Raw genomic sequence first — 22,527 nt, 5'->3', positions numbered from 1 at the left:
ATGTATCGCCGCCATTTCGTCGCGCTGATGGCGCTTGCGCCGCTGGCCGGCAGCTTTCCGGCGCTGGCGCAGAGCGGCCCGGCCGGCGATTTCGCGCGACTGTCGAAACGTTATCTCGACGGCATCGCCCGGCTCCATCCGGGCTATGCCACTGCGCTCGGCAACCATGCGCATGACAGCGAGGTCGAGGACCTGTCGGCCGCCGGACGCGCCCGCGATGCCGAATTCCTGCGCGCGACGCTGCTGGAGTTGAACGCGATTCCTCGCGACACGCTGTCGCGCGACGATCAGGTCGATGCCGCGCTGCTCGACAACGAGCTTCGCTATCAATTGTGGACGCTGGAGGTGCTGCAACCCTTCGCGTGGGACCCGCAGGGCGCGGCCGGCACCATCTCGGGCGGCCTCTATGCGCTGGCCGCACGCGACTTCGCGCCATGGCCGCAACGGCTGCGCGCGGCGACGCGACGGATGGAACAGGTGCCGACCATGTATGCGCAGATGCGCGCGAGCATCGTGCCCGAGCGCGTTCCCGCCATCTACGCCACCACCGTCGCCAAGCAGAATGACGGCATCCTCCAGATCGTCGAAACGATGCTGGCCCCGCACCGCGCCACGCTCGGCCGTGCCGACCGTGCGAAGTTCGACCGTGCCGTCGCGACGCTGAAGACCGCCACCGCCGAACAGCAGCGCTGGCTCGACACGGTATTGGTGCCCGCCGCCAAAGGCGATTTCCGCCTGTCGCCCGAGCTGTACGATCAAAAGGTCAAGTTCGCGCTCCTGTCGCCGCTGTCGCGGACCGAGATCAAGGCGCGCGCCGTCCGCGCCGCCGCCGACACCCGCGCCGAAATGTACGAACAGGCGCGCATGGTCCTGCGCGGCCGGCCGAAGGCACCGCCGACGCCGCTGAAACCCAGCCCGGCGCAGCAGCAAAAGGCGATCGAGGCCGCGCTGGAAATGAGCTACGCCCGCCGCCCGACGCGATCGGGCGTAATGGCCAAGGCGCGCTCGACGCTTGAGCAGGCGACCGCCTTCGTCCGCGAGAAGAAGCTGGTGCGGGTGCCGACCACGCCGGTCCAGATCATCGAGATGCCGAAGTTCCAGCAGGGTGTCGCCGTCGCCTATTGCGACAGCCCCGGTCCGCTCGAAAAGAATCTAGGCACCTTCTACGCGGTGTCGCCGATCCCGGCGGACTGGACCGAGGCGCAGACGACCTCGTTCCTGCGCGAATATAACGACTATATGATCCACGACCTGTCGATCCATGAGGCGATGCCCGGCCATTACCTCCAGATCGCGCACAGCAACGAAAACAAATCGGTGCTGCGCGCGGTGCTATCATCGGGACCGTTCGTCGAAGGCTGGGCGGTCTATGCCGAACGACTGATGGCCGATGCCGATTATCTCGACGGCGATCCGCTGTTCAAGCTGACGGTGCTGAAGATGCGGATGCGGTCGATCACCAACACCCTGCTCGACATCGGCATCCACACCGAAGGGCTGACCGAGGCGCAGGCGATGAAGCTGATGATGGAAGGCGCGTTCCAGCAGGAGCGCGAGGCGGCGGGCAAATGGACCCGCGCCCGGCTGGGGTCGACGCAGCTGCTCAGCTATTTCGTCGGCTATAGCGAGCATATGGACATGCGCCGCGAAGCGGAGAAGCGGGCCGGCGGCAAGTTCGACCTGATGCGCTACAACAACGCCGCCATCTCGCACGGATCGCCGCCGGTCCGGTTCGTGCGGGCGCTGATGTTCGACGAACCGATCGCCTGACGCGCTACTCCGCGAACAGCAGCACCGGCGTCTCGATCAGCCGCTTCAACGCCTGGACATAGCTGGCGGCGTCATGGCCATCGACGACGCGGTGGTCGCAGCTGATCGACAGGTTCATCAACTTCGCCTTCACGATTTCTTCGCCGCCGCCCGGCCGCGCGCGGAATACCGGGCGTTCGACGATGCGGTTCGGGCCGATAATGGCAACTTCGGGCCGGTTGATGACCGGCGTGGTCGCGATCCCGCCAAGCGGCCCCAGCGACGTGACGGTGATCGTGCCGCCCGACATTTCCTCCGACTTTGCCTTGCCGGTGCGCGCCGCTTCGGCCAGGCGACTGATTTCATTCGCCAATTGCCACGGGTTCAGATCCTGTGCGTCGCGGATCACCGGCACCATCAATCCGGCATCGGTCTGCGCCGCCATGCCCAAATGCACCCGCCCGAAGCGCGTAACCACGCCCGCCTCGTCATCGTAACGGGCGTTGAGCATCGGAAAGTTGGACAGCGTGCGACAGATCGCAACCATCAACAGTGGCAACATCGTCAACTTCGGCCGCTGTCCCCTGCCCGCGTTCAGGTCGGCACGCATCGCCTCCAGCGCGGTGACGTCGATCTCCTCGACATAGGTGAAATGTGGGATGTGGCGCTTCGCCGCCGCCATATTCTCGGCGATGCGACGGCGCATGCCGATGACCTTGACGCTTTCGTCCGGACGGGCGCGGGAGGCGTTCGGAGCGTGATAGCCCTGCGCGCTGCCGTAGCGGAGATAGGCGTCGAGATCGGCGTGGCGGATGTGCGGGCCGTCGTGATGGACGGCAGACAGGTCGATACCGAGGTCCTTGGCGCGCTGGCGAACGGCGGGGGAAGCCAATGCTCCTCCCCGTTCGCGGGGAGGGGGACCGTCCGCAGGACGGTGGAGGGGGGCGGCCTCCTGCGGAACAGCGGCGGGTGTTGCGTCCAGCGGCGCACCCCCTCCACCATGCTGCGCATGGTCCCCCTCCCCGTCCCGGGGAGGATTTGCGACCTCCTCGACGCCCGGATTTTCCGCCTCGACCCGCTCGGGTTCGGCGGGCTGCACGACTTCTTCTTCCGTCTCGATCACCACCAGCGTCGCGCCGATCGCCACCTGATCGCCCGGCTCGCCCGCCAGTTCGACGACGGTGCCAGCAACCGGACTTTCCATTTCGACCGTCGCCTTGTCGGTCATCATGTCGGCCAGCCGGCCGTCTTCCTCGACACGGTCGCCGACGGCCACGTGCCACGCGACGATCTCGGCTTCGGAAATGCCTTCACCGATATCGGGCAGGCGGAAAGAGAAACGTGCCATGGCGGTCAGTCCTGCATGATTTTCTTGAGCGCCTGTCCGATGCGGACCGGCCCCGGGAAATACGCCCATTCGAGGCTATGCGGATACGGCGTGTCGAAGCCGGTCACGCGCTCGATCGGCGCTTCAAGATGGTGGAAGCAGCGTTCCTGCACCAGCGCCGACAGCTCCGCCCCGAAGCCGCCGGTGCGGGTCGCTTCGTGCACGATCATGCAGCGGCCGGTCTTCTTCACCGACGCCTCGATCGCGTCGATATCGAGCGGTACCAGCGTGCGCAGGTCGAGGATTTCGGCATCGACGCCCGCCGCTTCCACGGTCGCCTGTGCGACATGGACCATCGTGCCATAAGCGAGGATGGTCAGGTCGCCGCCTTCGCGTACCACCTTCGCCTTGCCCAGCTCGATGCGGTAATAGTCCTCGGGCACCTCGCCACCGGCATGTTTCGACCAGTTCTGCGCCGGCTTGTCCCAATGGCCGTCGAACGGACCATTATAGATGCGCTTGGGTTCGAAGAAGAGGACCGGGTCATTGTCCTCGATCGCGGCGATCAGCAGCCCCTTGGCATCATAGGGCGTCGACGGGATCACCGTCTTGATGCCGCTGACATGGGTGAAGATGCCTTCAGGCGACTGGCTGTGGGTCTGCCCGCCGAAGATGCCGCCGCCGAACGGCGAGCGTACCGTGATCGGCGCGGTAAAGTCGCCCGCCGAGCGATAGCGCAGCCGTGCCGCTTCGCTGACCAGCTGGTCGAGCGCAGGGTAGATGTAATCGGCGAACTGGATTTCGGGGACCGGACGCAGGCCGTACGCGCCCATCCCGACCGCGACACCGATGATTCCGCATTCGGTGATCGGCGTGTCGAACACGCGGGTCTTGCCGTATTTCGACTGGAGGCCGGCGGTCGCGCGGAACACGCCGCCGAAATAGCCGACATCCTCGCCCATCACGATGACGTTGGGGTCGCGATCCATCATCACGTCCATGGCGGAGTTGATCGCCTGGATCATGTTCATGCGCGCCATCTCAAACCTCCTTGCGCGCCCAGGGACGGCCGGAGGCTTCCTCCTCGGCCATCATCTGCGCCTGCTGCTCGCGCAGATGCCACGGCATCTCCTCGAACACCCCGTCGAACAGCGTGTCGAGCGGCTGGTGCAGGCCGTGACCGAGGATGCCGTTGCCTTCCGCTTCCTTCTGCGCCGCGCGCACGCGCTCGGCGACGTCGCGGTCCATCGCGGCATGGGCGTCCTCATCCCATTCGCCGATCGTAATCAGATGCGCCTTCAGCCGCGCGACCGGATCGCCGAGCGGCCATGCGGTCGGTTCGCCGGCCGAGCGATATTGCGACGGATCGTCGGAAGTGGAGTGTCCCTCCGCACGATAAGTGAAATGCTCGATCAGCGTGGGGCCGGCATTGGTCCGCGCCCGCTCCGCCGCCCATGCCGTCGCAGCATAGACCGCCAGCGCGTCATTGCCGTCGACGCGCAGCCCTGCGATGCCGTAGCCGATCGCCCGCGCGGCGAAGGTCGTCGCCTCCGCGCCGGCAAAGCCGGAAAAGCTGCTGATCGCCCACTGGTTGTTGACGACGTTGAAGATGACCGGTGCACGATAGACAGTGGCGAAGGTCAGTGCCGAGTGGAAATCGCCCTCGGCGGTGCTCCCCTCCCCGCACCATGTCGCCGCGATCCGCGTATCGCCTTTCGACGCAGACGCCATCGCCCAGCCGACCGCCTGCGGATATTGCGTGGTCAGGTTGCCCGAAATCGAGAAGAAGCCGAAATCCTTCGACGAATACATAATCGGCAACTGCTTGCCCTGCAGCTTGTCGCCGCGGTTCGAATAGATCTGGTTCATCATCTCGACGAGCGGATAGTCGCGCGCGATCAGGATGCCCTGCTGCCGATAGCTGGGAAAGGCCATGTCGTCGCGGTCGAGCGCCATGGTGCCGGCGACCGCGATCGCCTCTTCCCCGGTACATTTCATGTAGAAGCTGGTCTTGCCCTGCCGTTGCGCGCGGAACATCCGCTCGTCGAACGCGCGCACCGTCGCCATGTGCCGCAGCATCCGCCGCAGCACGTCCGGGTCGATGCGCGGGTTCCATGGGCCGACCGCCTGCCCCTGCTCATCGAGCACCCGGACCAGCGTATAGGCGAGGTCGTGGAAGCGGTCGGGCGCGGCGGTGGTGTCAGGGCGCGGCTGCGCCCCAGCAGCGGGCACGGCGACGTCGGCGAAGTCCACCGCATCGCCGGGACGGAATTTGGGTTCGGGCACATGCAGCGCGAGGCGCGGCAAATTGGTGCGGCTGTCGCCGGTCATGCACTCTCCATGTCGCTTCCACGTCGCCGGTTCGGTCGCGCAGACTCGTTTCAATGCCTTGTTATATAATTTCAACGCGCTTGGCGAGAGGGGCGAAGGCCCGGCCGTTCGCTTTCGTCGGAACCACGGCCCACTTCGCCCGTATCACGCTGACAAAGCTGGGAGAATTTCGTGGAGGAAATGGCGGGATGGATCGCCCCGGCGGCGACGATGATCGCCGCGATGATGACCGCCGCGAACCTCGGCGCGCGGGTAACCGGCTGGGGATTCGTCGTCTTTTCGGTGGGATCGGTCGCGTGGACGACGGTCGGACTAACCAGCGGGCAGACGAATCTCGTGCTGTCGAACGCATTTTTGACGGTCGTCAACCTCGTCGGCATCTGGCGCTGGCTCGGGCGACAGGCGACGTACGACAAGGGAAGCAACGCAGCGGCGGACGCGAGCGCGCGGCATCCGGTACCGTCCCTATATCCGGCCGGCGGGGTCATAGGCGCCAAGCTGACCGGGCCGGACGGTGAAGCGGTCGGTACCGTCGTGGATGCGATGCTAGGCTGTGGCGACAACGCCATCGCCTATGTCGTGGTCAGTACCGGCGGTGTCGGCGGCGTGGGCGAGACGTTGCACGCGCTCAAACCCGCAGAGCTGGTGTTCGGCAAGGACGGGGTGCGTACCGACCTCGACGCCGACGCCATAAGCCGGAAACCGGTGATACAGTCGAACCATTGGCCCGAGTCGTTGTGAAATCCCCCCCATTCATGGGGGACGGGGACCATGCGCAGCATGGTGGAGGGGGCGCGCGGCATACGCAACGCTCCCGTATGCCGCCCGCCCCCTCCACCGTCCTGCGGAGCGGGAGGATTTCAGTTGGTCGGAAACCCCCGCCGCTTGAAGAGCGCAGTCACGTCCGGGTCGCGCCCGCGGAACGCGCGATAGGCTTCCTTGCGGTCAGTTTCGTTGCCGGTCGACAGCAGCGTCTTGCGGAAGCGATCGGCGGTCGCCTTGTCCCAGACATTGCCGGTCGCCTCGAACGCGGCCCAGGTGTCGGCGTCCATCGTTTCCGACCACAAATAGGAATAATAGCCCGCCGAATAGGCATCGGACGCAAACAGGTGATTAAACTGCGGCAGGCGGTGCCGCATCACGATCTCCTTCGGCATGCCGAGCTTGGCCAGCGTATCGCGTTCGAACGCCGCGACATCGGTCACCGGCGTCTCGCGATCATGCAACTCCATGTCGACGATGGCCGAGGACAGATATTCGACGGTGTCGAAGCCCTGATTGAAGGTAGACGACTTCTCGATCTTGTCGACCAACGCCTGCGGCATCGGCTGGCCGGTCTGGTAATGCTTGACAAAGCGGTCGAGCACGTCGCGGGTCAGCAACCAGTTCTCGTTCACTTGGCTGGGATATTCGACGAAGTCGCGCGGCGTGCCGGCAAGGCCGGGATAGGTCACGTCCTGCAGCAGCGAATGGATCGCATGGCCGAATTCATGGAACAGCGTCGTCGCATCGTCGAGACTGATGAGCGTCGGCTGTCCGGTCGCGCCCTTCACGAAGTTGTTGTTGTTCGACGCCAGCACGTTGCGTTCGCCGCCCAGTTTCTGCTGTCCGCGATAGCGCGTCGCCCAGGCGCCCGACCGCTTGCCCGACCGGGCGAAGTTATCGAGGTAGAAGACGCCGACGTTGCGCCCCGACTTCGCATCGGTGACGACGAAGGTACGGACATTCTTCTCGAACACCGGGATCTGGCCGGTATTTTCGGTGAACTTCAGGTCGTAGAGGCGTCCGGCCGCGTAGAAGGCTGCCTGTACGATATTGTCGAGTTGCAGATACGGCTTCACCTCGCTCTCATCGAGGTCGTATTTCGCCTTGCGCACCTTCTCCGCGTAAAAACGATAGTCCCAGGGTTCGATCGTAATGTTCGCGCCGTCCTTGGTGGCCAACGCCTGCATGTCGGCGACTTCCTCGCGCACCCGCGCCACCGCGGCGGGCCAGACGCGCATCATCAGCGCCTTAGCATTGGCGGGGGTGCCGGCCATCGTGTCGTCCATGCGGAGATAGGCATGGTTGCGGAAACCGAGCAGCTTCGCCCGCTCCTGCCGCAGTTTCAGGATGGTGGCGATCGTCGCCTTGGTATCGTTGGCGTTGCCGTTGTCGCCGCGCATCGTGAAGGCGCGCCAGACCTTTTCGCGCAGAGGCCGGTCGGTGGCATAGGTCAGCACGGGGGCGACCGACGAGCGGGTGTTGACGATCGCCCATTTGCTGGCAAGGCCGCGGTCGTCGGCGGCGGCCTTCAGCGACGCGACGAAGCTGTCGGGCAGCCCCGCCAACTGCCGGGCATCGTCGACGACGATCCACGTTTCCTCGTCGGCCAACACCTTCTGGCTGAAGTCGTTATGGGCGACCGACAATTGCTGGTTCAGGCCGCTGACCTGCTGACGCTGTGCATCGGTCAACAGGCTGCCGCGCCGCACGAAGCTGCGATAGGTCCGCTCCAGCAATCGCAATTGCTGCGGGTTCAGATTCTGTTTCGCGCGGGTGTCGTACGCGGTCTTGATCCGCGCGAAGAGCTTCGGATCTAGGAACAGTTCATCGTTGAACGCCGACAGCTTGGGCGACCATAAGCGGTCGATCGCCTGCACCTCCTTGGTCGCGAGGTTGCTGGTATAGACGCCCCACATCGATCCGACCCGGTCCATCATCTCGCCGGCGAGTTGCAGCGGTTCGATCACCGTCTTGAACGTCGCCGGGCGTTTGTCGTCGCGTATCGCATGGATGTCGCGGCGCATCTCGGCCATCGCCACCGGGAAGGCGGCCGGAAACATCGCCGGGGTCACCTGGTCCCATGGCGGCACCCCCTGATACGGGCCGCCCCATTTCGCGGTCAGCGGCGTCGCGTCGACGGCGGCGGTAGTGGTCGGGGTTTGCGGCATGGCGGCACCATGGGCAGGCAGGGCAAGGGCAGTGGTGGCAAGCAACGCGCCGAGACGTACGATCATCAACAGGTCCGTCCTCAATATCGAATATCGACAAACTGGAAGATCGGGAGCCGCTTGGCAAGAACGGCGTTGATGCGGCAACGAAACGATACGGGGCCATCATGCACATCACGACCATCGCCGAACTCGACCGGGTCCGCAACGAAGCACGCAAGCTGGTGACCAAGCGCGCACTGGTATCGGCGGGTGCGTCGGTGGTGCCGGTGCCGGGTGCCGACCTGATCGTCGATGCCAACATCCTGACCAAATTGCTGCCCGACATCAGTAGCCGTTTCGGCCTGAGCGAAAAGCAGGTGCAGGCGCTCGAACCGGATCGTGCGAAGCAGGTGCTGCTGATCGCCGCGAACCTCGGCAACGGGGTCATCGGCCGGTCGATCACGCGGCGGGTGGTGACGATGCTGATCCGCAAGGTCGGCGCACGCTATGCAAGCAAGTCGCTGTTGCGGTTCGTGCCATTCGCCGGACAGGTTGCGGCGGCCGGCATCAGCTTCGGCGCGATGAAGCTGGTCGGCAATTCGCATATTGACGATTGTTACGAGACGGTGCGGCGCACGCTGGCGGCATAAGCCGTCGCCCGTTCGTCACCCCAGCGCAGGCTGGGGTCTCCGGCGGCTCCTGCTGCGCGCTACCACCGGGAGATCCCAGCCTGCGCTGGGATGACATACATGGCTACCGGCGAGCCCTACTCCGTCGGCACCAGTTCGACCACGTCCAGCAGCGATTCGAACCGCGGATAGGGCAGCACCAGCCGCCAGCGCCGTTCGCCGATCCGTTCCAGCACCCCCGCCATGTCGCGGTCCCGGTCCTGTCCGTACTGCAACGGGGCGCGTTCGTCGCCGAGCAGCAGCGTACCAAGGAAGATCGTCCGGTCGCCATCAGCGAATAGCAGGCCGACCGGCCGCTGCGACCCCGTTTCCTTGTAGAAACTGCGTACCCGTCCTTCATCGGCGATGCGGCAGTCGAACGCCGGGTAGGCGGTGAAGTCGCGCATAGCGCTGCCCGCCGCGCCCAGCTTGAACACCCGGCAACGATAGCGCCCGGCCGGCGCGGCGCCGGCCAGCGCCAGGTCCGGTTGGAACAGCGCGCCCTGCTCCGCCACCGCTGCCGGATCTGCGGCACGGGCACGGGGCAAGGCCGCCAGCCAAGCCTCGCGCCAACGCCGCAACCGGTCGCGATCGGCGGGCGTCGCCACGCGCCGCCAGTCGTCGGCAGCGGCCGGCGTCTGTGGCGCTGCGGTGCCCGCCGAAGCTACCCCTGCCCCGCCGCCGCAGCCGCCGGTCGCTAGGCCGAGCACCAGCCCGGCGATGCACGCGCTGTGCCTCATGCCGCGATCATGCTGCGGTCCAGCCGCCGTCGATCGACAGGTTCGCGCCGGTGATCGCCTTCGCCTCGTCGCGGCAGAGATACAGCGCGAGGCTGGCGACCTGTTCCGACGTGACGAATTCCTTGGTCGGCTGTGCCGCCAGCAGCACGTCATTCATCACCTGCTCGCGGGTAAGGCCGCGCGACGCCATGGTGTCCGGGATCTGCTGCTCGACCAGCGGGGTCCAGACATAGCCGGGCGAAATGCAGTTGGCGGTGATGCCGAAGGTCGCGACTTCGAGCGCGACGGTCTTGGTCAGCCCGGCCAGACCGTGCTTGGCGGTGACGTAGGCGGATTTGTTGGGGCTGGCGACCAAGCTATGCGCCGACGCCGTATTGATGATCCGGCCCCAGCCGCCCTTCTTCATATGCGGGACCGCCGCACGGATCATATGGAAAGCCGACGACAGGTTGATCGCGAGGATCGCGTCCCATTTGTCGATCGGAAATTCCTCGATCTTCGCGACATGCTGGATGCCGGCATTGTTGACGACGATATCGACCGATCCGAACTCCGCCGCCGCCTTGTCGACCATCGCCGCGATCTGGTCGGGCTTGGTCATGTCGGCGGGATCGTAGCGGGCGTCGGCACCGCTCGCCTCGGCGAGCGCAGCGCGTTCGGCCTCGATCTTCCCCTCGTCGCCGAAGCCGTTGATGACGACGGTCGCGCCCTCGGCGGCGAATGCCTTGGCATAGGCCAAGCCGATGCCCGAGGTGGAACCGGTGACGATCGCAGTCTTGCCCTTCAGGAACATGGCTATCCTTGGCGTTGATGGAGATGCGGGGTCAGGTCGAACGCGGCGGTGCGACCGTCGAGGATGTTTTCGGCGACGACGCGGGCGTTGGCGAGCGTATCGGCGATCGCCGCCCGTCCCGCCGCCCAATGCTCCTGCATCGCGCGTGCCGAAAATTCATAGTCGCGCGCCCCGCCTTCCCAGCGATTGGCGCGATAGATCAGGTGGACGAGGCTCAAGGGATGTTCGTCGGCCATCGCCTCCAGCGCGCGGACATCGGCATCGTCGCGCAGCTCAACCGGCAGCTTGGCGACCATCCGCCGGATCAGTTCGCGCTCCTGGCGCAGGCGCAGCCGTTCGGCGGTCACCTGTCGCGTGCGGCTGGAAAAGCGGATTTCCTTTTCGCGGGCGACGACATCGCCGATCGTGCGCGGCAGCGCCGCCTCGGCGGAGAACAGGTCGACCTGGAACACCAGCATCGGATCGCGCTGATGATCGAGGATGTGGGTCAGCGGCGTGTTCGACACCAGGCCGCCGTCCCAATACCAGCGCCCGTCGATCTCGACCGGCGGCAGTCCCGGTGGCAACGCTCCCGAAGCCATGACGTGCCGCGCGTCCAGCCGGTCGCGCGCACTGTCGAAGTACACGAAGTTGCCACTTTCGATATCGACCGCTCCGACCGACAGCCGCACCGGCCCGTCATTGACCCGGTCCCAGTCGACCAGCCGGTCGAGCGTCTCGCGCAGCGGCGCGGTGTCGTAATAGCTGAGCGCGGCGGGGGTGCCCGGCGCGGCGAATTGCGGCGCTATGCCACGCGGGCGGAAGAAGCCGGGCACGCCGGTCGCCAGCACCACGCCCGCCGACCATTCGTGCACCCATTCGCGGACCCGGTCGTCGGGCAGGATCGGGAACCACGGCAGCACGCCCGCCGCCTGTTGCCAGAAGGCGCGGAGACGATCGACGCGGCATTCGGGCGGGCTGCCTGCAAAGATCGCGGCGTTGATCGCGCCGATCGAGATGCCGGCGACCCAGTCGACCTCGATCCCGGTTTCGTCCAGCCGTTCGATCACCCCCGCCTGATAGCTGCCGAGCGCGCCGCCACCCTGCAACACCAGCGCGACGCAATCGGGAAGCGGCAGGCCGGGTGGGGATTGTCGGCGCAGACGGGGATCGGCTTCGGCCATCAAGGACACTTTGCGCGTTATACGAACCGGGTTCAACGCCCGTACAACCGATTTCATGCGGACCGGTTGCAACGCAGGCGGCGTTTCGCGCATTTCAGTACGCAGCTTCAACGAACGGACCGCCGCCCATGCGCCTCGACGATCTCGATCCCGCCAGTAACGTAGAGGATCTTGGCCGGGGGGGCGGCATGGGCGGAGGCGGCCTGAACCTGCTCGGTTTCCTGCCGCTGCTGCTGGGCCGCGGCCTTGGGTGCGGGACGATCGGGATCATCGCCATTGTCGCTGTCGCGTTCATGATGTTTTCGGGCGGTGGCGGCCTGCTGACCGGCGGGCAGGCGCCCACGACCCAACAGGGTTCGCAGCAGGGCAACGTCCCCTGCGATACCGCGGAGGAATTGTTTGCCTGCCGGGTCATGCAGTCGACGAACCTGACCTGGGCGGAAATCTTCCGCGAGCAGGGGCAGCAATATGTTCGGCCGACGCTGCGCTTCTATCAGCAGGGCGCGCAGTCCGGATGCGGCGCGGCGCAGTCGGCAATGGGTCCCTTCTATTGTCCGCCGGATCGCGGCGTCTATCTCGACACCAGCTTCTTCCGTGAATTGTCGCAGCGCTTCGGTGCGGCGGGCGATTTCGCGCAGGCCTATGTCGTCGCGCACGAGGTCGGTCATCATATCCAGAACCTGACCGGACAGGCCGAAGCCGTCAGCCGCGCCCAGCAGACCCTGCCCAAGGCACAGGGCAATGCCCAGTCGGTCCGGCTGGAATTGCAGGCCGATTGCTATGCCGGCGTCTGGGCGGCGCGGAACCGCAACCGGCTGGAACCGGGCGATATCGAGGAAGGGCTGCGCGCGGCCGAGGCGATCGGGGACGATACGTTGCAAGGGAGCAGTGCCTCGCCCGAGACCTTTACCCATGGCACGTCGGCGCAGCGGATGAAGTGGTTGCAGCGCGGGCTGCAGACCGGCGACCCGGCACAATGCGACACCTTCTCGGGCGCGATCTGATGAGCGTTGCGTTCCGCCGGGAAGACGATGACGAACATAAGGAACCGCGCTTCGAACTGCCGCTGCCGCCGGGACCCAATCTGGTTACGCGACGCGGGCTGGCGGCGATGGCCGGGCAGGTCGCGCGGCTGGAGGCTGAACTGGCCGACGCGGAGGGCGATGCCGAGCGGACGACCGCGATCAAGCGCGACCTGCGTTACTGGCGGACGCGGCATTCGACCGCCGAGATCGCGCCAATCCCCGAGGACGAGGTCGCGTTCGGATCGCGGGTGACCTATCGACTGAACGGGCAGGAGAAGACGATCGAACTGGTCGGCAGCGACGAGGCCGATCCGATGGCGGGACGCATTCCGTTCACCGCGCCGTTGGCGGTGGCGCTTACCGGGCTAATGGCGGGCGAGACTGCCGATTTCGGCGGACGACGCGACGCGATCGACGTGATCGAGACCGGCCCGATCGAGCGATGATCCGCATCCTCGTCGATGCCGATGCCTGTCCGGTGAAGGACGAAGTGTACCGCGTCGCCGAGCGGCACGGCGCCCGCGTGGCGATCGTCAGCAACAGCCATATGCGCGTGCCGCTGGTGCCATGGGTCGAACGGGTGGTGGTGTCGGACGGGTTCGATGCCGCCGACGACTGGATCGCCGAGACCGCCGGCCAGGACTGTGTGGTGGTGACCGCCGATATCCTGCTCGCCGATCGTTGCCTGAAAGCCGGAGCTACGGTGATCGCCCCTAACGGCAAGCCGTTCACCGGCGCGTCGATCGGCGGTGCGATCGCGACGCGGGCGATCATGGCCGATTTGCGCGCGGGTGGCGAGCAACTGGGCGGGCCGCCGCCCTTTGCCAAGGCCGACCGCTCGCGCTTCCTGCAATCGCTCGACACCGCGCTGGTCCGGCTGGCACGGGGGCTTTAGGAGAGAGGCTATGGCCGAAAAATTCGAACGTCACCGCCAGCCATGGCGGCCCGATGAAATCCAGAAGCTGCACCAGCTGGCCGGCAAGGGCATGGCGCTGAAGGCACTCGCCAAGGCGCTGACGCGGAGCGAGGAGTCGATCAAGCAGCGGGCGAAGGAAGACGGGCTGAAGATCGCCAAGCTGCATTGAGGCTTTCCCGACGTAGGGGATGGCCGCACATCCGGCGTTGCCGCTTGCCGCCATCCCCCTCCGCCCCCCGTGCCGAGGAGGATTTAGAGCTTCACCAGCATCTTGCCCTTGTTCCGGCCGCTGAACAGGCCGAGGAACGCATCAAGCGTGTGCTCCAGCCCCTCGACCACCGTTTCCTCGCGCTGGAAATTGCCGCCGGCGACGATCTCGCCCATGCCCTGATGGAACTCGCCGATCCGGCCCATGAAATCGCTGACGATGAAGCCCTGCATCCGAATCCGGGCCGCGATCACCCGCATCAGGTAGCGCAGCTTGGTCGGCTCGGAGGCGTTGTAGCCGTCGATCATTCCGCAGATCGCGAAGCGCGCGCCCTGGCGGGCATGGGCGAGTGCGGCATCGAGATGGTCGCCACCGACATTATCGAAATAAACGTCGATGCCGTCCGGCGCAGCCGCGCCCAGCGCCTTCACGAGCGGCACGTTGCCCTTGTAATCGATGACGTGGTCGGCGCCGATCGAGCGGACCCATTCGGTCTTCTCGGCACCGCCAGCCGAGCCGATGACGGTCATACCCCTGGCCTTGGCGATCTGGACGACCGAGGAGCCGACCGCCCCGGCCGCGGCAGAGACGAACACCGTCTCACCCGGCTTGGCATCGGCGACCGCCAGCAGCCCGAACCAAGCCGTCATGCCCGTCAGCCCCAACGCGCCCAAATAGGCCTGGTCGGGAATGTCGCCCTCGGGCAGCTTCTGCACGCCCTTCGCGGGAACGATCGCCTCGTCACGCCATCCCGCCATGTGCTGGACACGGGTGCCGACCGGCAGGTCGGCGGCGCGGCTCTCGATCACCTCACCCACCGCGCCGCCGTCCATCGGCGCATCGAGCGCGAAGGGCGGCACATAGCTTTTCACGTCGTTCATCCGCCCGCGCATATACGGATCGACCGACAACCAGCGATTGGCGATGCGCACTTCGCCCTCGGCCAGGTCGCGCGCCGGCAGGTCACGGAGCGCGAAATCCTCCGCCACCGGCATTCCGTTCGGCCGCCGAACCAGATGCCACGCCTTTGCCATGCTCGTATCTCCAAATCAGTTTCGTTGCGCAACTAACGCGAACGGCAGGCAAAGCAAAGGGGGCCGGTTTCCCGACCCCCTCCGCCTGTCGCCGCTGCGAACCGATCAATAGGTTCCGGGGAAGCTGCGATTGAGGTTGGTCTCGCTGTCGCTCGACGCAGTGGTTGCCGACGTTCCGGTGCCGGTCGTACCGCTTATGCCGGTGCCTGCCGTGGTCGACGTTCCCGATCCCAGTGCCTGCCCGGTCGTCGCGGTCGACCCACTGCCGGTCTGGCCGGTGGTACGATCGCTGTCGCTATTGCGGTCGCTGCCGAACCGGTCATTGCCATAGCTGCGCTGCGGCGACGACTGGTTGCCGAACATCGCCTGCTGCTCTTCTTCGTCACGCCATGCCTTCTTGGCTTCGCTGGCGGTCTTGCGCAGCTTCACCTTGTCATCGATCGAGTCGACCCAGCGCGACGGGATCGAATGGTGATGGCCACCGGCATCGACGTCGTTCTTGGTCAGGATGATGCGATCGCCGCGCACCTTGTCGACCGTGCCGACATGCTCGCCATCGGAGCCAAGCACTTCCATATGCTCGGTTACCTTGCTCAGGCTGTCGCGCTGCGTCTGGCGCTCGGTGCGGAATGCGGTGAACTCGTTTTGGAAACGGGTCGCATTTTCCTGCCGATACTCGTCATAGTCGCGGTCGAACGCACTCACCTGCGTATCGCGCCACGAGCGATAGGCATGGTCGCTGTGCCGGTCGTCATAGCGGGCCATGCGCTCGTCATAGCGCTGGTCGCGCTCACGGCGGCGTTCGGCGTCCTCGTCGCCGAACCACGACCGGACCTCGTCGCCCGCCCGGGCCAGGAAGCCGCGATCCTCGGCGTCGTACTCAAGATTGTCGCGGTTCTGGTTGCGGTCGGCGCGATAGCGATCGTCGCCGCGGTTGCGCTCGCGATACCGGTCGTTGCCGCCGAAGCGGTTGTCGTCATTGTCGCGATAGTCAGTGAAGCGATGCCCGTCGCTTGCGTAGCTGCCCTGATAACGACCGCCCTGCGACCCATAGCTGCTCGAGCCCCGATCATTCTGGTCAAAGTCGCGGCTGCCATAACCACGATTGCGGTCGGCGCCATAGGTCGATCCATAGGAGCGGTTGCCGCCCGACGAGCCGCCATAATAGTCGCGACCGCGGTTGTCGTCACGATCGTCGCGCTGCCACGACGATCCGCCGTAGTTCTGCTCGCCATAGCCCTGCGACCGGCCCGAGCCATAGCCGCGTGCGCCATAACCCTGCGACCCGCCATAGCTGCCGCGCGACCGATCGTCGCGATCCCGCCAACGGCCTTCGTCTCCCGACCGGTCGTTCCACGACGAATCGTCGCGTCCCGTGTAGCGATCATAGCCCATGAAAATCTCCTGCAGATGGTTCATGTTATCGCGGCGCAGCAGCGCGGGCTGCCATGTCGTACGCGAACAAGCACCGACTCCGCGGTTGGTTCCAACCCAAGTTATACGCCGCGACGAAGAGCGGTTTCGGCGCGATCGGTTGCGGCCGTCGATTTTGTCGGCTGGGATGCGAGAGACCCGTTGCATCGGCGCAAACGGCCCGCTACAGGAGCGACCCCGGCTTCGCCGGATGAGGGGCGGGGCTGTAGCTCAGATGGGAGAGCGCTGCAATCGCACTGCAGAGGTCAGGGGTTCGATTCCCCTCAGCTCCACCACCCCGACCTGCCGATAACGGCCTTTCCAGCACATCCCTTCGACATTCTTCCGATAGCGTCGCCGTGCGTTCGCGCGGCAGCGATGAAAGTCGAACATTACCCCACTAAAGTAATGGGATTATAGCCTCGTCTCTTCCCTTGCGTACAACGGGTGCCGCAACGGTCGCCCCGGCGGCGACAAACAGGGAGATCGGGTTTGACGAAATTCATCGCACCGCTGGCGGCACTCGCGCTGGTCGGGCTGGCCGGCTGTTCGGGCAGCGAACCGGCCAACACGGTCGACGCCAACGCATCGATCGAGACGAACCTGACGTCGGTCGATGAGCCATTGGCGAACGACGTCGCGCTCGGCAACGATGCCTTCCTGTCGAACGACGCTTCGCTCGCAACCGATCCGACGCTGAACGCGACCGGCAACAGCTTCTGAAGTTTTGCCGCGCTTCGGCGCGGTGTCCGTGACGCTTTGGTAGCTCCCTAAGCGTAACCTCCGGCCGGGCGTCGTCATGTCGCCCGGCCCTTTTTGTCCCGAAGCGATTCCGCATGGCCCAAGCAGACGACGACCGCCGCCGCCTCATCGATCACACCACCCGCGCCCTGTCGAGCGCGCGCATGGCATGGCGGCAGGCGCAGCCGAGCCGACAGCAACCGGCGGTCTTTCCGGCGCGGACGACACTGAACCGGGCTGTCGAGTTGCTGTCGCATGCGCTGTTCCCGGGGCGGATCGGCGGCTTTGCGGGCGACTCGGCGAGCGAGGATCGTTTCGTCGCCGAACGGCTCGACGCCGCCTTCGCCTTGCTGGATGAAGCGATCCGGGCAGAATTCGCCTATTGGCAGGACGTGGCGGGCATCGCCTTCGCTGCCGACAAGCCGGCGGAGATATTGCGCTTGTTCGCCGGCACGCTGTCGCGGGTGCGGGCGCTGATCGATACCGATGTCGCAGCGATCTTCCGCGGCGATCCCGCTGCGCGCAGCGTCGACGAGATCCTGATCTGCTACCCCGGCGCGGTCGCGATCCTTCACCACCGGTTGGCGCACGAACTTGATTCGCTGGGCGTTCCGATCGTCGCGCGGATCGTGTCGGAGATCGCCAACGAGCGCACCGGCATCGACTTCATCCCGGGGCGACGATCGGGCCGGGCTTCTTCATCGACCATGGTACCGGCGTGGTGATCGGCGAAACCGCCGTCATCGGCGCGCGGGTGCGGCTGTACCAGCATGTCACGCTGGGTGCGCGCACCCCGCATCGGTCGCAACCCCGTTCCACAAGCGGCCCGTTCGCCGAGCGGATCGCCCGGCATCCGATCGTCGGCGACGATGTGGTCATCTATGCCGGTGCGACGATTCTCGGCCGCGTGACGATCGGCGACCGGGCGGTCATCGGCGGCAATGTCTGGCTGTTGCAGGACGTGGCGGCGAACAGCGTGCTCATGCAGCCGGAGGCGGTGGCGGTCAGCTGAAACTTACCACCAGCGCTGCGTCGGCACCCCGCTTGCGCGAGGCGAATGATCCGGAGTCGATCGTCCCCCGGACGATCGTCTCTCCGGATCATTCCCATTCGATCGTGCCGGGGGGTTTGCTGGTATAGTCGTAGGTGACGCGGTTGATGCCCTTCACCTCGTTGATGATCCGGGTCGCGACGCGCGGCAGGAAGTCGCCGGGGAACTGGAACGCCTGCGCGGTCATGCCGTCGGTCGAGGTCACCGCGCGGAGGGCGAGGACATTGTCATAGGTGCGGCCGTCGCCCATCACCCCAACGCTACGCACCGGCAGCAGCACCGCGAACGCCTGCCAGATCGTGTCGTACAGACCGGCATTGCGGATCTCCTCGAGGTAGATCGCGTCGGCCTTGCGCAGGATGTCGCAGCGTTCAGAGGTGACTTCGCCGGGGATACGGATGGCGAGGCCCGGTCCGGGGAACGGATGACGGCCGACGAACACGTCGGGAAGGCCCAGTTCGCGCCCCAGCGCACGGACCTCGTCCTTGAACAGTTCGCGCAAGGGTTCGACCAGCGCCATGTTCATCCGCTCGGGCAGGCCGCCGACATTGTGGTGGCTCTTGATCGTGACCGAGGGACCGCCAGTGAAGCTGACGCTTTCGATGACGTCGGGATACAGCGTGCCTTGGGCCAGGAACTGCGCCCCGCCCAGCTTGTTCGCCTCCGCTTCGAATACGTCGATGAAGGTCTTGCCGATGAACTTGCGCTTGGCCTCCGGATCGGTGACGCCGGCCAGACCGTCCATGAACAGGTCCTGCGCATCCACGTGGACCAGCGGAATATTGTAGTGGCCGCGGAACAGGCTGACGACCTGTTCGGCCTCGCCCGCGCGCAGGATGCCGCCATCGACGAACACGCAGGTCAGCTGCTCGCCGATCGCCTCGTGGATCAGCAGCGCCGCGACCGACGAATCGACTCCGCCCGACAGGCCGCAAATGACCTTGCCATCGCCGACCTGTTCGCGAATCTCGGCGATCTTTGCCTGGCGGAATTCGGCCATCGTCCAGTCGCCTGACAATCCGCAGACATGGCGGGCGAAATTGGCGATCAGCTTGCCGCCATCGGGGGTGTGGACGACCTCCGGGTGGAACTGCACGCCGTAATAGCGGCGCTCGTCATCGGCGACGACCGCATAGGGTGCGCCGGGGCTGGTGGCGACGGTGTGGAAGCCGGGGGCGAGCGCGGTAACCTTATCGCCATGGCTCATCCACACCTGATGCCGCTCGGCCTTTTCCCACAGGCCGTCGAACATCGCGCAGTCGTCGCCCACCTCGATATAGGCTTCGCCGAACTCGCCCGAATGGCCCTTCTCGACATTGCCGCCCAATTGCTGGGTCATGACCTGCTGGCCGTAGCAGATGCCGAACACGGGTATGCCGGAGTCGAAGATGACCTGCGGCGCGCGGGGGCTGCCTTCGTCACAGACCGATGCGGGACCACCCGACAGGATCACGCCCCTGGGCTGCATCCGTGCGAACGCTTCCTCGGCCTTCTGGAACGGGGCGATTTCGGAATAGACGCCGGCCTCGCGCACGCGACGCGCGATGAGCTGCGTCACCTGGCTGCCGAAGTCGACGATCAGGATGGAATCGGGGGTCTCGTTCATGCGCGTTCCGATAGCGGGGACGCGGGGAAGAGGAAAGCGGTTCACGCGGAAGGGACCGCCCCGCCCGCGTGAACCCTGAAAAGTCAGTTAATCGGCTTGACCTGCATTCCGGTCCATTTGGCGATGAACGCCCAGAGGTCGGCGGTTTCCTCGATCACCTTGTCGGTCGGCTTGCCCGATCCATGGCCGGCGCGGGTTTCGATCCGGACCAGATGCGGCTTGGGCCCGATGTCCTTCGATTGGATCATGGCCGTGTATTTGAACGTGTGCCCTGGCACCACGCGGTCGTCGGTATCGGCAGTGGTGGCGAGGATCGCCGGATAGGTCACCCCCGTCTTGACGTTGTGATAGGGCGAGTAGCTGAGCAGATTACGGAAATCCGCCTCCTTCGCGGGCACGCCGTAGTCGTCGACCCAGTAGCGTCCGGCGGTGAAGCGGTCGAAGCGCAGCATGTCCATCACGCCCACGGCCGGTAGGGCGGCGGCGAACAGGTCGGGACGCTGATTGACCACGGCCCCCACCAGCAGACCGCCATTCGACCCGCCCTGGATCGCCAGTTGCCCCTTCGACGTCACGCCCTGTGCGATCAGGTCTTCGCCCGCGCCGATGAAGTCGTCGAACACATTCTGCTTGTTGAGCAGCTTGCCGCCGTCATGCCATTCCTTGCCATATTCGCTGCCGCCACGGATGTTGGCGACGGCGAGCACCCCGCCCTGTTCCAGCCACGCGATGCGGCCGGCCGAGAAGCCCGGCAAGATCGGCACGTTGAACCCGCCATAGGCATAGAGCAGCGTCGGCGCCGGCCCCTTCACGTCCTTGCGCTTGACGATGAACATCGGAACCTTCGTCCCGTCCTTCGACGCATAGAAGCGCTGGCGGACATCATATTGCGCCGGGTCGAAAGCGACCTTCGGGCTGGCCCATGGCGTCACCGCGCGGGTCGCGACGTCGTAGCGATAGATGGTGGTCGGGGTGGCGAAGCTCGAAAAGGCGAAGAAGCCTTCGTTGTTGTCGAGTTCACCGCCGACGCCGCCGACCGTGCCGATGCCGGGCAGTTCGATGCTGCCGTCGGGCTTGCCGTCGAGGGTGAAGCGCTTCACCTCGGTCTTCGCATCGACCAGATAGGCGGCCATGATCCGCCCGCCGACCAGCGACGCGCCGTTCAGCACCGCCTTGTCCTCGGCCACCACTTCCTTCGGGCTTGGGTTGGCCGCTGCCATGTCGATCGTCACGACGCGCAGGCGCGGTGCGCCCTGCGTGGTCGTCAGGTACAGCGTGCTATCTTTCGATCCGATCGTCGACCAGTCGACATTGTCGGTGTTGACGATGGTCCGCGGCTTGTCGTTCGGCTTGGTCAGATCGAGCACCGCGATCTCGGTATGATCACCGGGGCCGCTGGTCGAGATCATGAGCCAGCGACCGTCATCGGTGATGCCGGGATAGAAGGTATAGCGCGGCTGATCGGGGCGTTCGTAGATCAGCCGGTCGGCGCTCTGCGGCGTACCGAGCTTGTGGAAATAGACCTGCGCATTGAGGTTCTGGCTCTGGAACTCCTGACCCTTTTCCGGGGTCGGGAAGCGGGCATAATAAAAGCCCGATCCGTCCTTAACCCACGACGCCATCAGCCCGTATTTGACCCAGTCGATCTGGTCGTCGAGCAGTTTGCCGGTATCGACATCGAGCACACGCAGCTTGCGCCAATCGCTGCCGCCGTCCTGGATCGAATAGAGCAATCGCTTGCCGTCCTTCGACGGGGACCATTCGGCAAGCGCCGTCGCACCATCCTTCGACCAGCCATTGGGATCGATCAGCACCCGCCCCTGCCCGTTCACGCTGTCGCGGACATAGAGCACCGATTGGTTCTGCAGTCCCGAATTGCGGCTGTAGAAATAGCGGCCACCCTCGCGGTGCGGCACGCCGAAGCGTTCATAGTCGAACAGCTTCGTCAGGCGCTGCTTGAAGATGTCGCGGCCGGACAGCGTCGCCAGATAGGCGTCGGTCACCTTGTTCTCCGCCGCAACCCATGCGGCGACTTCGGGGTCGTTGCGAACGTCGTTTTCGAGCCAGCGATAGGGATCGGCGACCTTAACCCCGAATTGTTCGTCGACCTGATCGACGGTGCGGGTCTGCGGATAGGTGATGCTCTGGGCAAGGGCGGTCGTGCTGGTCATCAGGCAGGCAATCGCGACAAGGGCATGGCGGTACATCGTTGCTCCATGGCAGGCGGCCGGAGAGGTATCCGGTGTTACCGTGCACGATAGGCGCTGTACCGCCCCGCGCAACCCCGCGAGACAATGTCACCCAATTCAACGAAGAAGGGCGGCCGTACCGAAGTACGACCGCCCTTCCCTGTCGCTCGACCGAAACGGCGATCAGGCGGATTCGTCGAAATCCTCTTCGCTCAGGACCGGGCCCGAATCCTGGCCCTTGGCCGACACGTCGCGGTCGACGAATTCGATGATCGCCATCGGCGAGGCGTCCGACGCCCGGATGCCGGCCTTGATGATGCGGGTATAGCCGCCGTTGCGATCGGCATAGCGGGTCGCCAGCACGTCAAACAACTTGGTCAGCTGCGCATCGTCGAGCAGACGCGCATGGGCCAGGCGACGGTTCGACAGGCCGCCCTTCTTCGCCAGCGTGATGAGCTTTTCGATATAGGGGCGCAGTTCCTTCGCCTTGGCGACGGTGGTGGTGATCTGCTCATGCTTGATGAGCGCAGCCGACATGTTGCGGAACAGCGCAATACGATGGGCCGAGGTACGCTGCAGCTTACGGCCGCCGACGCGATGACGCATGGGTATTTCCTTCGTTCGTTAAGGGGCCGTGGCGGGTTCCCATCAAAGTGTT

Annotated in this window: 22 protein-coding genes and 1 tRNA gene; 11 read left to right on the top strand and 12 right to left on the bottom strand. The window is 65.5% G+C overall.

Going from position 1 to position 22,527, the window contains the following annotated elements:
* Positions 1–1,770 carry a DUF885 domain-containing protein gene (locus tag ACTHQV_RS01620; protein ID WP_440488034.1) on the top strand — a complete coding sequence of 590 codons (1,770 nt, stop codon included), beginning with the start codon at positions 1–3 and terminating at the stop codon, positions 1,768–1,770.
* A 4-nt stretch (positions 1,771–1,774) separates the two neighbouring features.
* Here the strand turns inward: ACTHQV_RS01620 and ACTHQV_RS01615 are convergent, their stop codons facing one another.
* The 3 genes from ACTHQV_RS01615 to ACTHQV_RS01605 are packed head-to-tail and all read right to left on the bottom strand — an operon-like array spanning position 1,775 to position 5,407.
* Entirely contained in the window at positions 1,775–3,097 is a 1,323-nt protein-coding gene (locus tag ACTHQV_RS01615) for a dihydrolipoamide acetyltransferase family protein (RefSeq protein WP_440488033.1), read from the bottom strand.
* A 5-nt stretch (positions 3,098–3,102) separates the two neighbouring features.
* A complete protein-coding gene (locus ACTHQV_RS01610) occupies positions 3,103–4,107 on the bottom strand; it encodes an alpha-ketoacid dehydrogenase subunit beta (RefSeq protein WP_440488303.1) in 1,005 nt (334 codons plus the stop codon).
* A 10-nt stretch (positions 4,108–4,117) separates the two neighbouring features.
* Positions 4,118–5,407 (bottom strand): 3-methyl-2-oxobutanoate dehydrogenase (2-methylpropanoyl-transferring) subunit alpha, encoded by a 1,290-nt coding sequence (locus tag ACTHQV_RS01605; RefSeq protein ID WP_440488032.1) that lies wholly within the window; start codon positions 5,405–5,407, stop codon positions 4,118–4,120.
* A gap of 180 nt (positions 5,408–5,587) precedes the next feature.
* Here ACTHQV_RS01605 and ACTHQV_RS01600 point away from each other — a divergent pair, with 180 nt between their 5' ends.
* Positions 5,588–6,148: a PRC-barrel domain-containing protein gene (locus tag ACTHQV_RS01600; RefSeq protein ID WP_440488030.1), complete on the top strand. Its 561-nt coding sequence runs from the start codon at positions 5,588–5,590 to the stop codon at positions 6,146–6,148.
* 119 nt (positions 6,149–6,267) lie between these two features.
* Here ACTHQV_RS01600 and ACTHQV_RS01595 read toward each other — a convergent pair whose 3' ends face one another.
* On the bottom strand, positions 6,268–8,406 hold the full coding sequence (locus ACTHQV_RS01595; protein ID WP_440488029.1) for a M3 family metallopeptidase: 2,139 nt from the start codon (positions 8,404–8,406) through the stop codon (positions 6,268–6,270).
* A 101-nt stretch (positions 8,407–8,507) separates the two neighbouring features.
* Here ACTHQV_RS01595 and ACTHQV_RS01590 point away from each other — a divergent pair, with 101 nt between their 5' ends.
* Positions 8,508–8,972: a hypothetical protein gene (locus tag ACTHQV_RS01590; RefSeq protein WP_440488028.1), complete on the top strand. Its 465-nt coding sequence runs from the start codon at positions 8,508–8,510 to the stop codon at positions 8,970–8,972.
* A gap of 116 nt (positions 8,973–9,088) precedes the next feature.
* Here ACTHQV_RS01590 and ACTHQV_RS01585 read toward each other — a convergent pair whose 3' ends face one another.
* The 3 genes from ACTHQV_RS01585 to ACTHQV_RS01575 are packed head-to-tail and all read right to left on the bottom strand — an operon-like array spanning position 9,089 to position 11,686.
* Entirely contained in the window at positions 9,089–9,730 is a 642-nt protein-coding gene (locus ACTHQV_RS01585; protein ID WP_440488027.1) for a DUF4893 domain-containing protein, read from the bottom strand.
* A gap of 7 nt (positions 9,731–9,737) precedes the next feature.
* Positions 9,738–10,523 carry a 3-hydroxybutyrate dehydrogenase gene (locus tag ACTHQV_RS01580; protein ID WP_440488026.1) on the bottom strand — a complete coding sequence of 262 codons (786 nt, stop codon included), beginning with the start codon at positions 10,521–10,523 and terminating at the stop codon, positions 9,738–9,740.
* Between the two features lie 2 nt (positions 10,524–10,525).
* A complete protein-coding gene (locus ACTHQV_RS01575) occupies positions 10,526–11,686 on the bottom strand; it encodes a patatin-like phospholipase family protein (protein ID WP_440488025.1) in 1,161 nt (386 codons plus the stop codon).
* 128 nt (positions 11,687–11,814) lie between these two features.
* On the opposite strand from ACTHQV_RS01575, the gene ypfJ reads away from it, so the two are divergent.
* The 4 genes from ypfJ to ACTHQV_RS01555 are packed head-to-tail and all read left to right on the top strand — an operon-like array spanning position 11,815 to position 13,796.
* Entirely contained in the window at positions 11,815–12,690 is an 876-nt protein-coding gene (gene ypfJ, locus ACTHQV_RS01570) for a KPN_02809 family neutral zinc metallopeptidase (protein ID WP_440488024.1), read from the top strand.
* On the top strand, positions 12,690–13,157 hold the full coding sequence (locus ACTHQV_RS01565) for a GreA/GreB family elongation factor (RefSeq protein WP_440488023.1): 468 nt from the start codon (positions 12,690–12,692) through the stop codon (positions 13,155–13,157). The genes ypfJ and ACTHQV_RS01565 overlap by 1 nt, the downstream gene beginning before the upstream one ends.
* Complete coding sequence (locus ACTHQV_RS01560) at positions 13,154–13,606, top strand: YaiI/YqxD family protein (protein ID WP_440488022.1); 453 nt, start codon at positions 13,154–13,156, stop codon at positions 13,604–13,606. The genes ACTHQV_RS01565 and ACTHQV_RS01560 overlap by 4 nt, the downstream gene beginning before the upstream one ends.
* Positions 13,607–13,616: 10 nt before the next feature.
* Positions 13,617–13,796 carry a hypothetical protein gene (locus ACTHQV_RS01555; RefSeq protein ID WP_242116039.1) on the top strand — a complete coding sequence of 60 codons (180 nt, stop codon included), beginning with the start codon at positions 13,617–13,619 and terminating at the stop codon, positions 13,794–13,796.
* A gap of 83 nt (positions 13,797–13,879) precedes the next feature.
* Here ACTHQV_RS01555 and ACTHQV_RS01550 read toward each other — a convergent pair whose 3' ends face one another.
* Positions 13,880–14,869, bottom strand: coding sequence for an NADP-dependent oxidoreductase (locus ACTHQV_RS01550; protein WP_440488021.1), 990 nt, complete (start codon positions 14,867–14,869; stop codon positions 13,880–13,882).
* 105 nt (positions 14,870–14,974) lie between these two features.
* Entirely contained in the window at positions 14,975–16,288 is a 1,314-nt protein-coding gene (locus tag ACTHQV_RS01545) for a DUF2171 domain-containing protein (RefSeq protein WP_440488020.1), read from the bottom strand.
* Between the two features lie 214 nt (positions 16,289–16,502).
* On the opposite strand from ACTHQV_RS01545, the gene ACTHQV_RS01540 reads away from it, so the two are divergent.
* The 4 genes from ACTHQV_RS01540 (at position 16,503) to ACTHQV_RS01525 (ending at position 18,035) form a co-directional block, all read left to right on the top strand.
* Positions 16,503–16,578: transfer RNA gene (locus tag ACTHQV_RS01540), tRNA-Ala, on the top strand.
* Positions 16,579–16,774: 196 nt separating this feature from the next.
* Positions 16,775–17,005 carry a hypothetical protein gene (locus ACTHQV_RS01535; RefSeq protein ID WP_440488019.1) on the top strand — a complete coding sequence of 77 codons (231 nt, stop codon included), beginning with the start codon at positions 16,775–16,777 and terminating at the stop codon, positions 17,003–17,005.
* 113 nt (positions 17,006–17,118) lie between these two features.
* Complete coding sequence (locus ACTHQV_RS01530) at positions 17,119–17,748, top strand: serine O-acetyltransferase (RefSeq protein ID WP_440488018.1); 630 nt, start codon at positions 17,119–17,121, stop codon at positions 17,746–17,748.
* On the top strand, positions 17,742–18,035 hold the full coding sequence (locus ACTHQV_RS01525) for a serine O-acetyltransferase (protein WP_440488017.1): 294 nt from the start codon (positions 17,742–17,744) through the stop codon (positions 18,033–18,035). Before ACTHQV_RS01530 ends, ACTHQV_RS01525 begins: the two co-directional genes overlap by 7 nt.
* An 88-nt stretch (positions 18,036–18,123) precedes the next feature.
* Here the strand turns inward: ACTHQV_RS01525 and guaA are convergent, their stop codons facing one another.
* The 3 genes from guaA to rplQ all read right to left on the bottom strand — a co-directional run bounded on the left by guaA (position 18,124) and on the right by rplQ (position 22,475).
* Positions 18,124–19,680: a glutamine-hydrolyzing GMP synthase gene (gene guaA, locus ACTHQV_RS01520; protein WP_440488016.1), complete on the bottom strand. Its 1,557-nt coding sequence runs from the start codon at positions 19,678–19,680 to the stop codon at positions 18,124–18,126.
* Between the two features lie 83 nt (positions 19,681–19,763).
* Positions 19,764–21,851 (bottom strand): prolyl oligopeptidase family serine peptidase, encoded by a 2,088-nt coding sequence (locus tag ACTHQV_RS01515; protein WP_440488015.1) that lies wholly within the window; start codon positions 21,849–21,851, stop codon positions 19,764–19,766.
* A gap of 201 nt (positions 21,852–22,052) precedes the next feature.
* The gene (gene rplQ / locus ACTHQV_RS01510) at positions 22,053–22,475 is read right to left on the bottom strand and encodes a 50S ribosomal protein L17 (protein WP_440488014.1); all 423 of its coding nucleotides are present in this window, start codon (positions 22,473–22,475) and stop codon (positions 22,053–22,055) included.
* Between the last annotated feature and the right edge of the window lie 52 nt (positions 22,476–22,527).

This window comes from Sphingomonas sp. SAFR-052 (genome assembly GCF_051965015.1).
Classification (GTDB): Bacteria; Pseudomonadota; Alphaproteobacteria; order Sphingomonadales; family Sphingomonadaceae; genus Sphingomonas.
Note: the sequence above shows the minus strand (reverse complement) of the source record. Positions and strands in the feature narration are given on the sequence as shown.

What these genes read in the sequence shown, in the direction of transcription:
- ACTHQV_RS01620 (WP_440488034.1), top strand. Translation starts at nt 1, where the DNA reads ATGTATCGCCGCCATTTCGTCGCGCTGATGGCGCTTGCGCCGCTGGCC.
- ACTHQV_RS01515 (WP_440488015.1), bottom strand. Translation starts at nt 21,851, where the DNA reads ATGACCAGCACGACCGCCCTTGCCCAGAGCATCACCTATCCGCAGACC.
- ACTHQV_RS01545 (WP_440488020.1), bottom strand. Translation starts at nt 16,288, where the DNA reads ATGAACCATCTGCAGGAGATTTTCATGGGCTATGATCGCTACACGGGA.
- ACTHQV_RS01610 (WP_440488303.1), bottom strand. Translation starts at nt 4,107, where the DNA reads ATGAACATGATCCAGGCGATCAACTCCGCCATGGACGTGATGATGGAT.
- ACTHQV_RS01605 (WP_440488032.1), bottom strand. Translation starts at nt 5,407, where the DNA reads ATGACCGGCGACAGCCGCACCAATTTGCCGCGCCTCGCGCTGCATGTG.
- ACTHQV_RS01530 (WP_440488018.1), top strand. Translation starts at nt 17,119, where the DNA reads ATGGCCCAAGCAGACGACGACCGCCGCCGCCTCATCGATCACACCACC.
- ACTHQV_RS01585 (WP_440488027.1), bottom strand. Translation starts at nt 9,730, where the DNA reads ATGAGGCACAGCGCGTGCATCGCCGGGCTGGTGCTCGGCCTAGCGACC.
- ACTHQV_RS01560 (WP_440488022.1), top strand. Translation starts at nt 13,154, where the DNA reads ATGATCCGCATCCTCGTCGATGCCGATGCCTGTCCGGTGAAGGACGAA.
- ACTHQV_RS01595 (WP_440488029.1), bottom strand. Translation starts at nt 8,406, where the DNA reads ATGATCGTACGTCTCGGCGCGTTGCTTGCCACCACTGCCCTTGCCCTG.
- ACTHQV_RS01580 (WP_440488026.1), bottom strand. Translation starts at nt 10,523, where the DNA reads ATGTTCCTGAAGGGCAAGACTGCGATCGTCACCGGTTCCACCTCGGGC.
- ACTHQV_RS01565 (WP_440488023.1), top strand. Translation starts at nt 12,690, where the DNA reads ATGAGCGTTGCGTTCCGCCGGGAAGACGATGACGAACATAAGGAACCG.
- ACTHQV_RS01575 (WP_440488025.1), bottom strand. Translation starts at nt 11,686, where the DNA reads ATGGCCGAAGCCGATCCCCGTCTGCGCCGACAATCCCCACCCGGCCTG.
- ACTHQV_RS01550 (WP_440488021.1), bottom strand. Translation starts at nt 14,869, where the DNA reads ATGGCAAAGGCGTGGCATCTGGTTCGGCGGCCGAACGGAATGCCGGTG.
- ACTHQV_RS01615 (WP_440488033.1), bottom strand. Translation starts at nt 3,097, where the DNA reads ATGGCACGTTTCTCTTTCCGCCTGCCCGATATCGGTGAAGGCATTTCC.
- ypfJ (WP_440488024.1), top strand. Translation starts at nt 11,815, where the DNA reads ATGCGCCTCGACGATCTCGATCCCGCCAGTAACGTAGAGGATCTTGGC.
- rplQ (WP_440488014.1), bottom strand. Translation starts at nt 22,475, where the DNA reads ATGCGTCATCGCGTCGGCGGCCGTAAGCTGCAGCGTACCTCGGCCCAT.
- guaA (WP_440488016.1), bottom strand. Translation starts at nt 19,680, where the DNA reads ATGAACGAGACCCCCGATTCCATCCTGATCGTCGACTTCGGCAGCCAG.
- ACTHQV_RS01600 (WP_440488030.1), top strand. Translation starts at nt 5,588, where the DNA reads ATGGCGGGATGGATCGCCCCGGCGGCGACGATGATCGCCGCGATGATG.
- ACTHQV_RS01555 (WP_242116039.1), top strand. Translation starts at nt 13,617, where the DNA reads ATGGCCGAAAAATTCGAACGTCACCGCCAGCCATGGCGGCCCGATGAA.
- ACTHQV_RS01590 (WP_440488028.1), top strand. Translation starts at nt 8,508, where the DNA reads ATGCACATCACGACCATCGCCGAACTCGACCGGGTCCGCAACGAAGCA.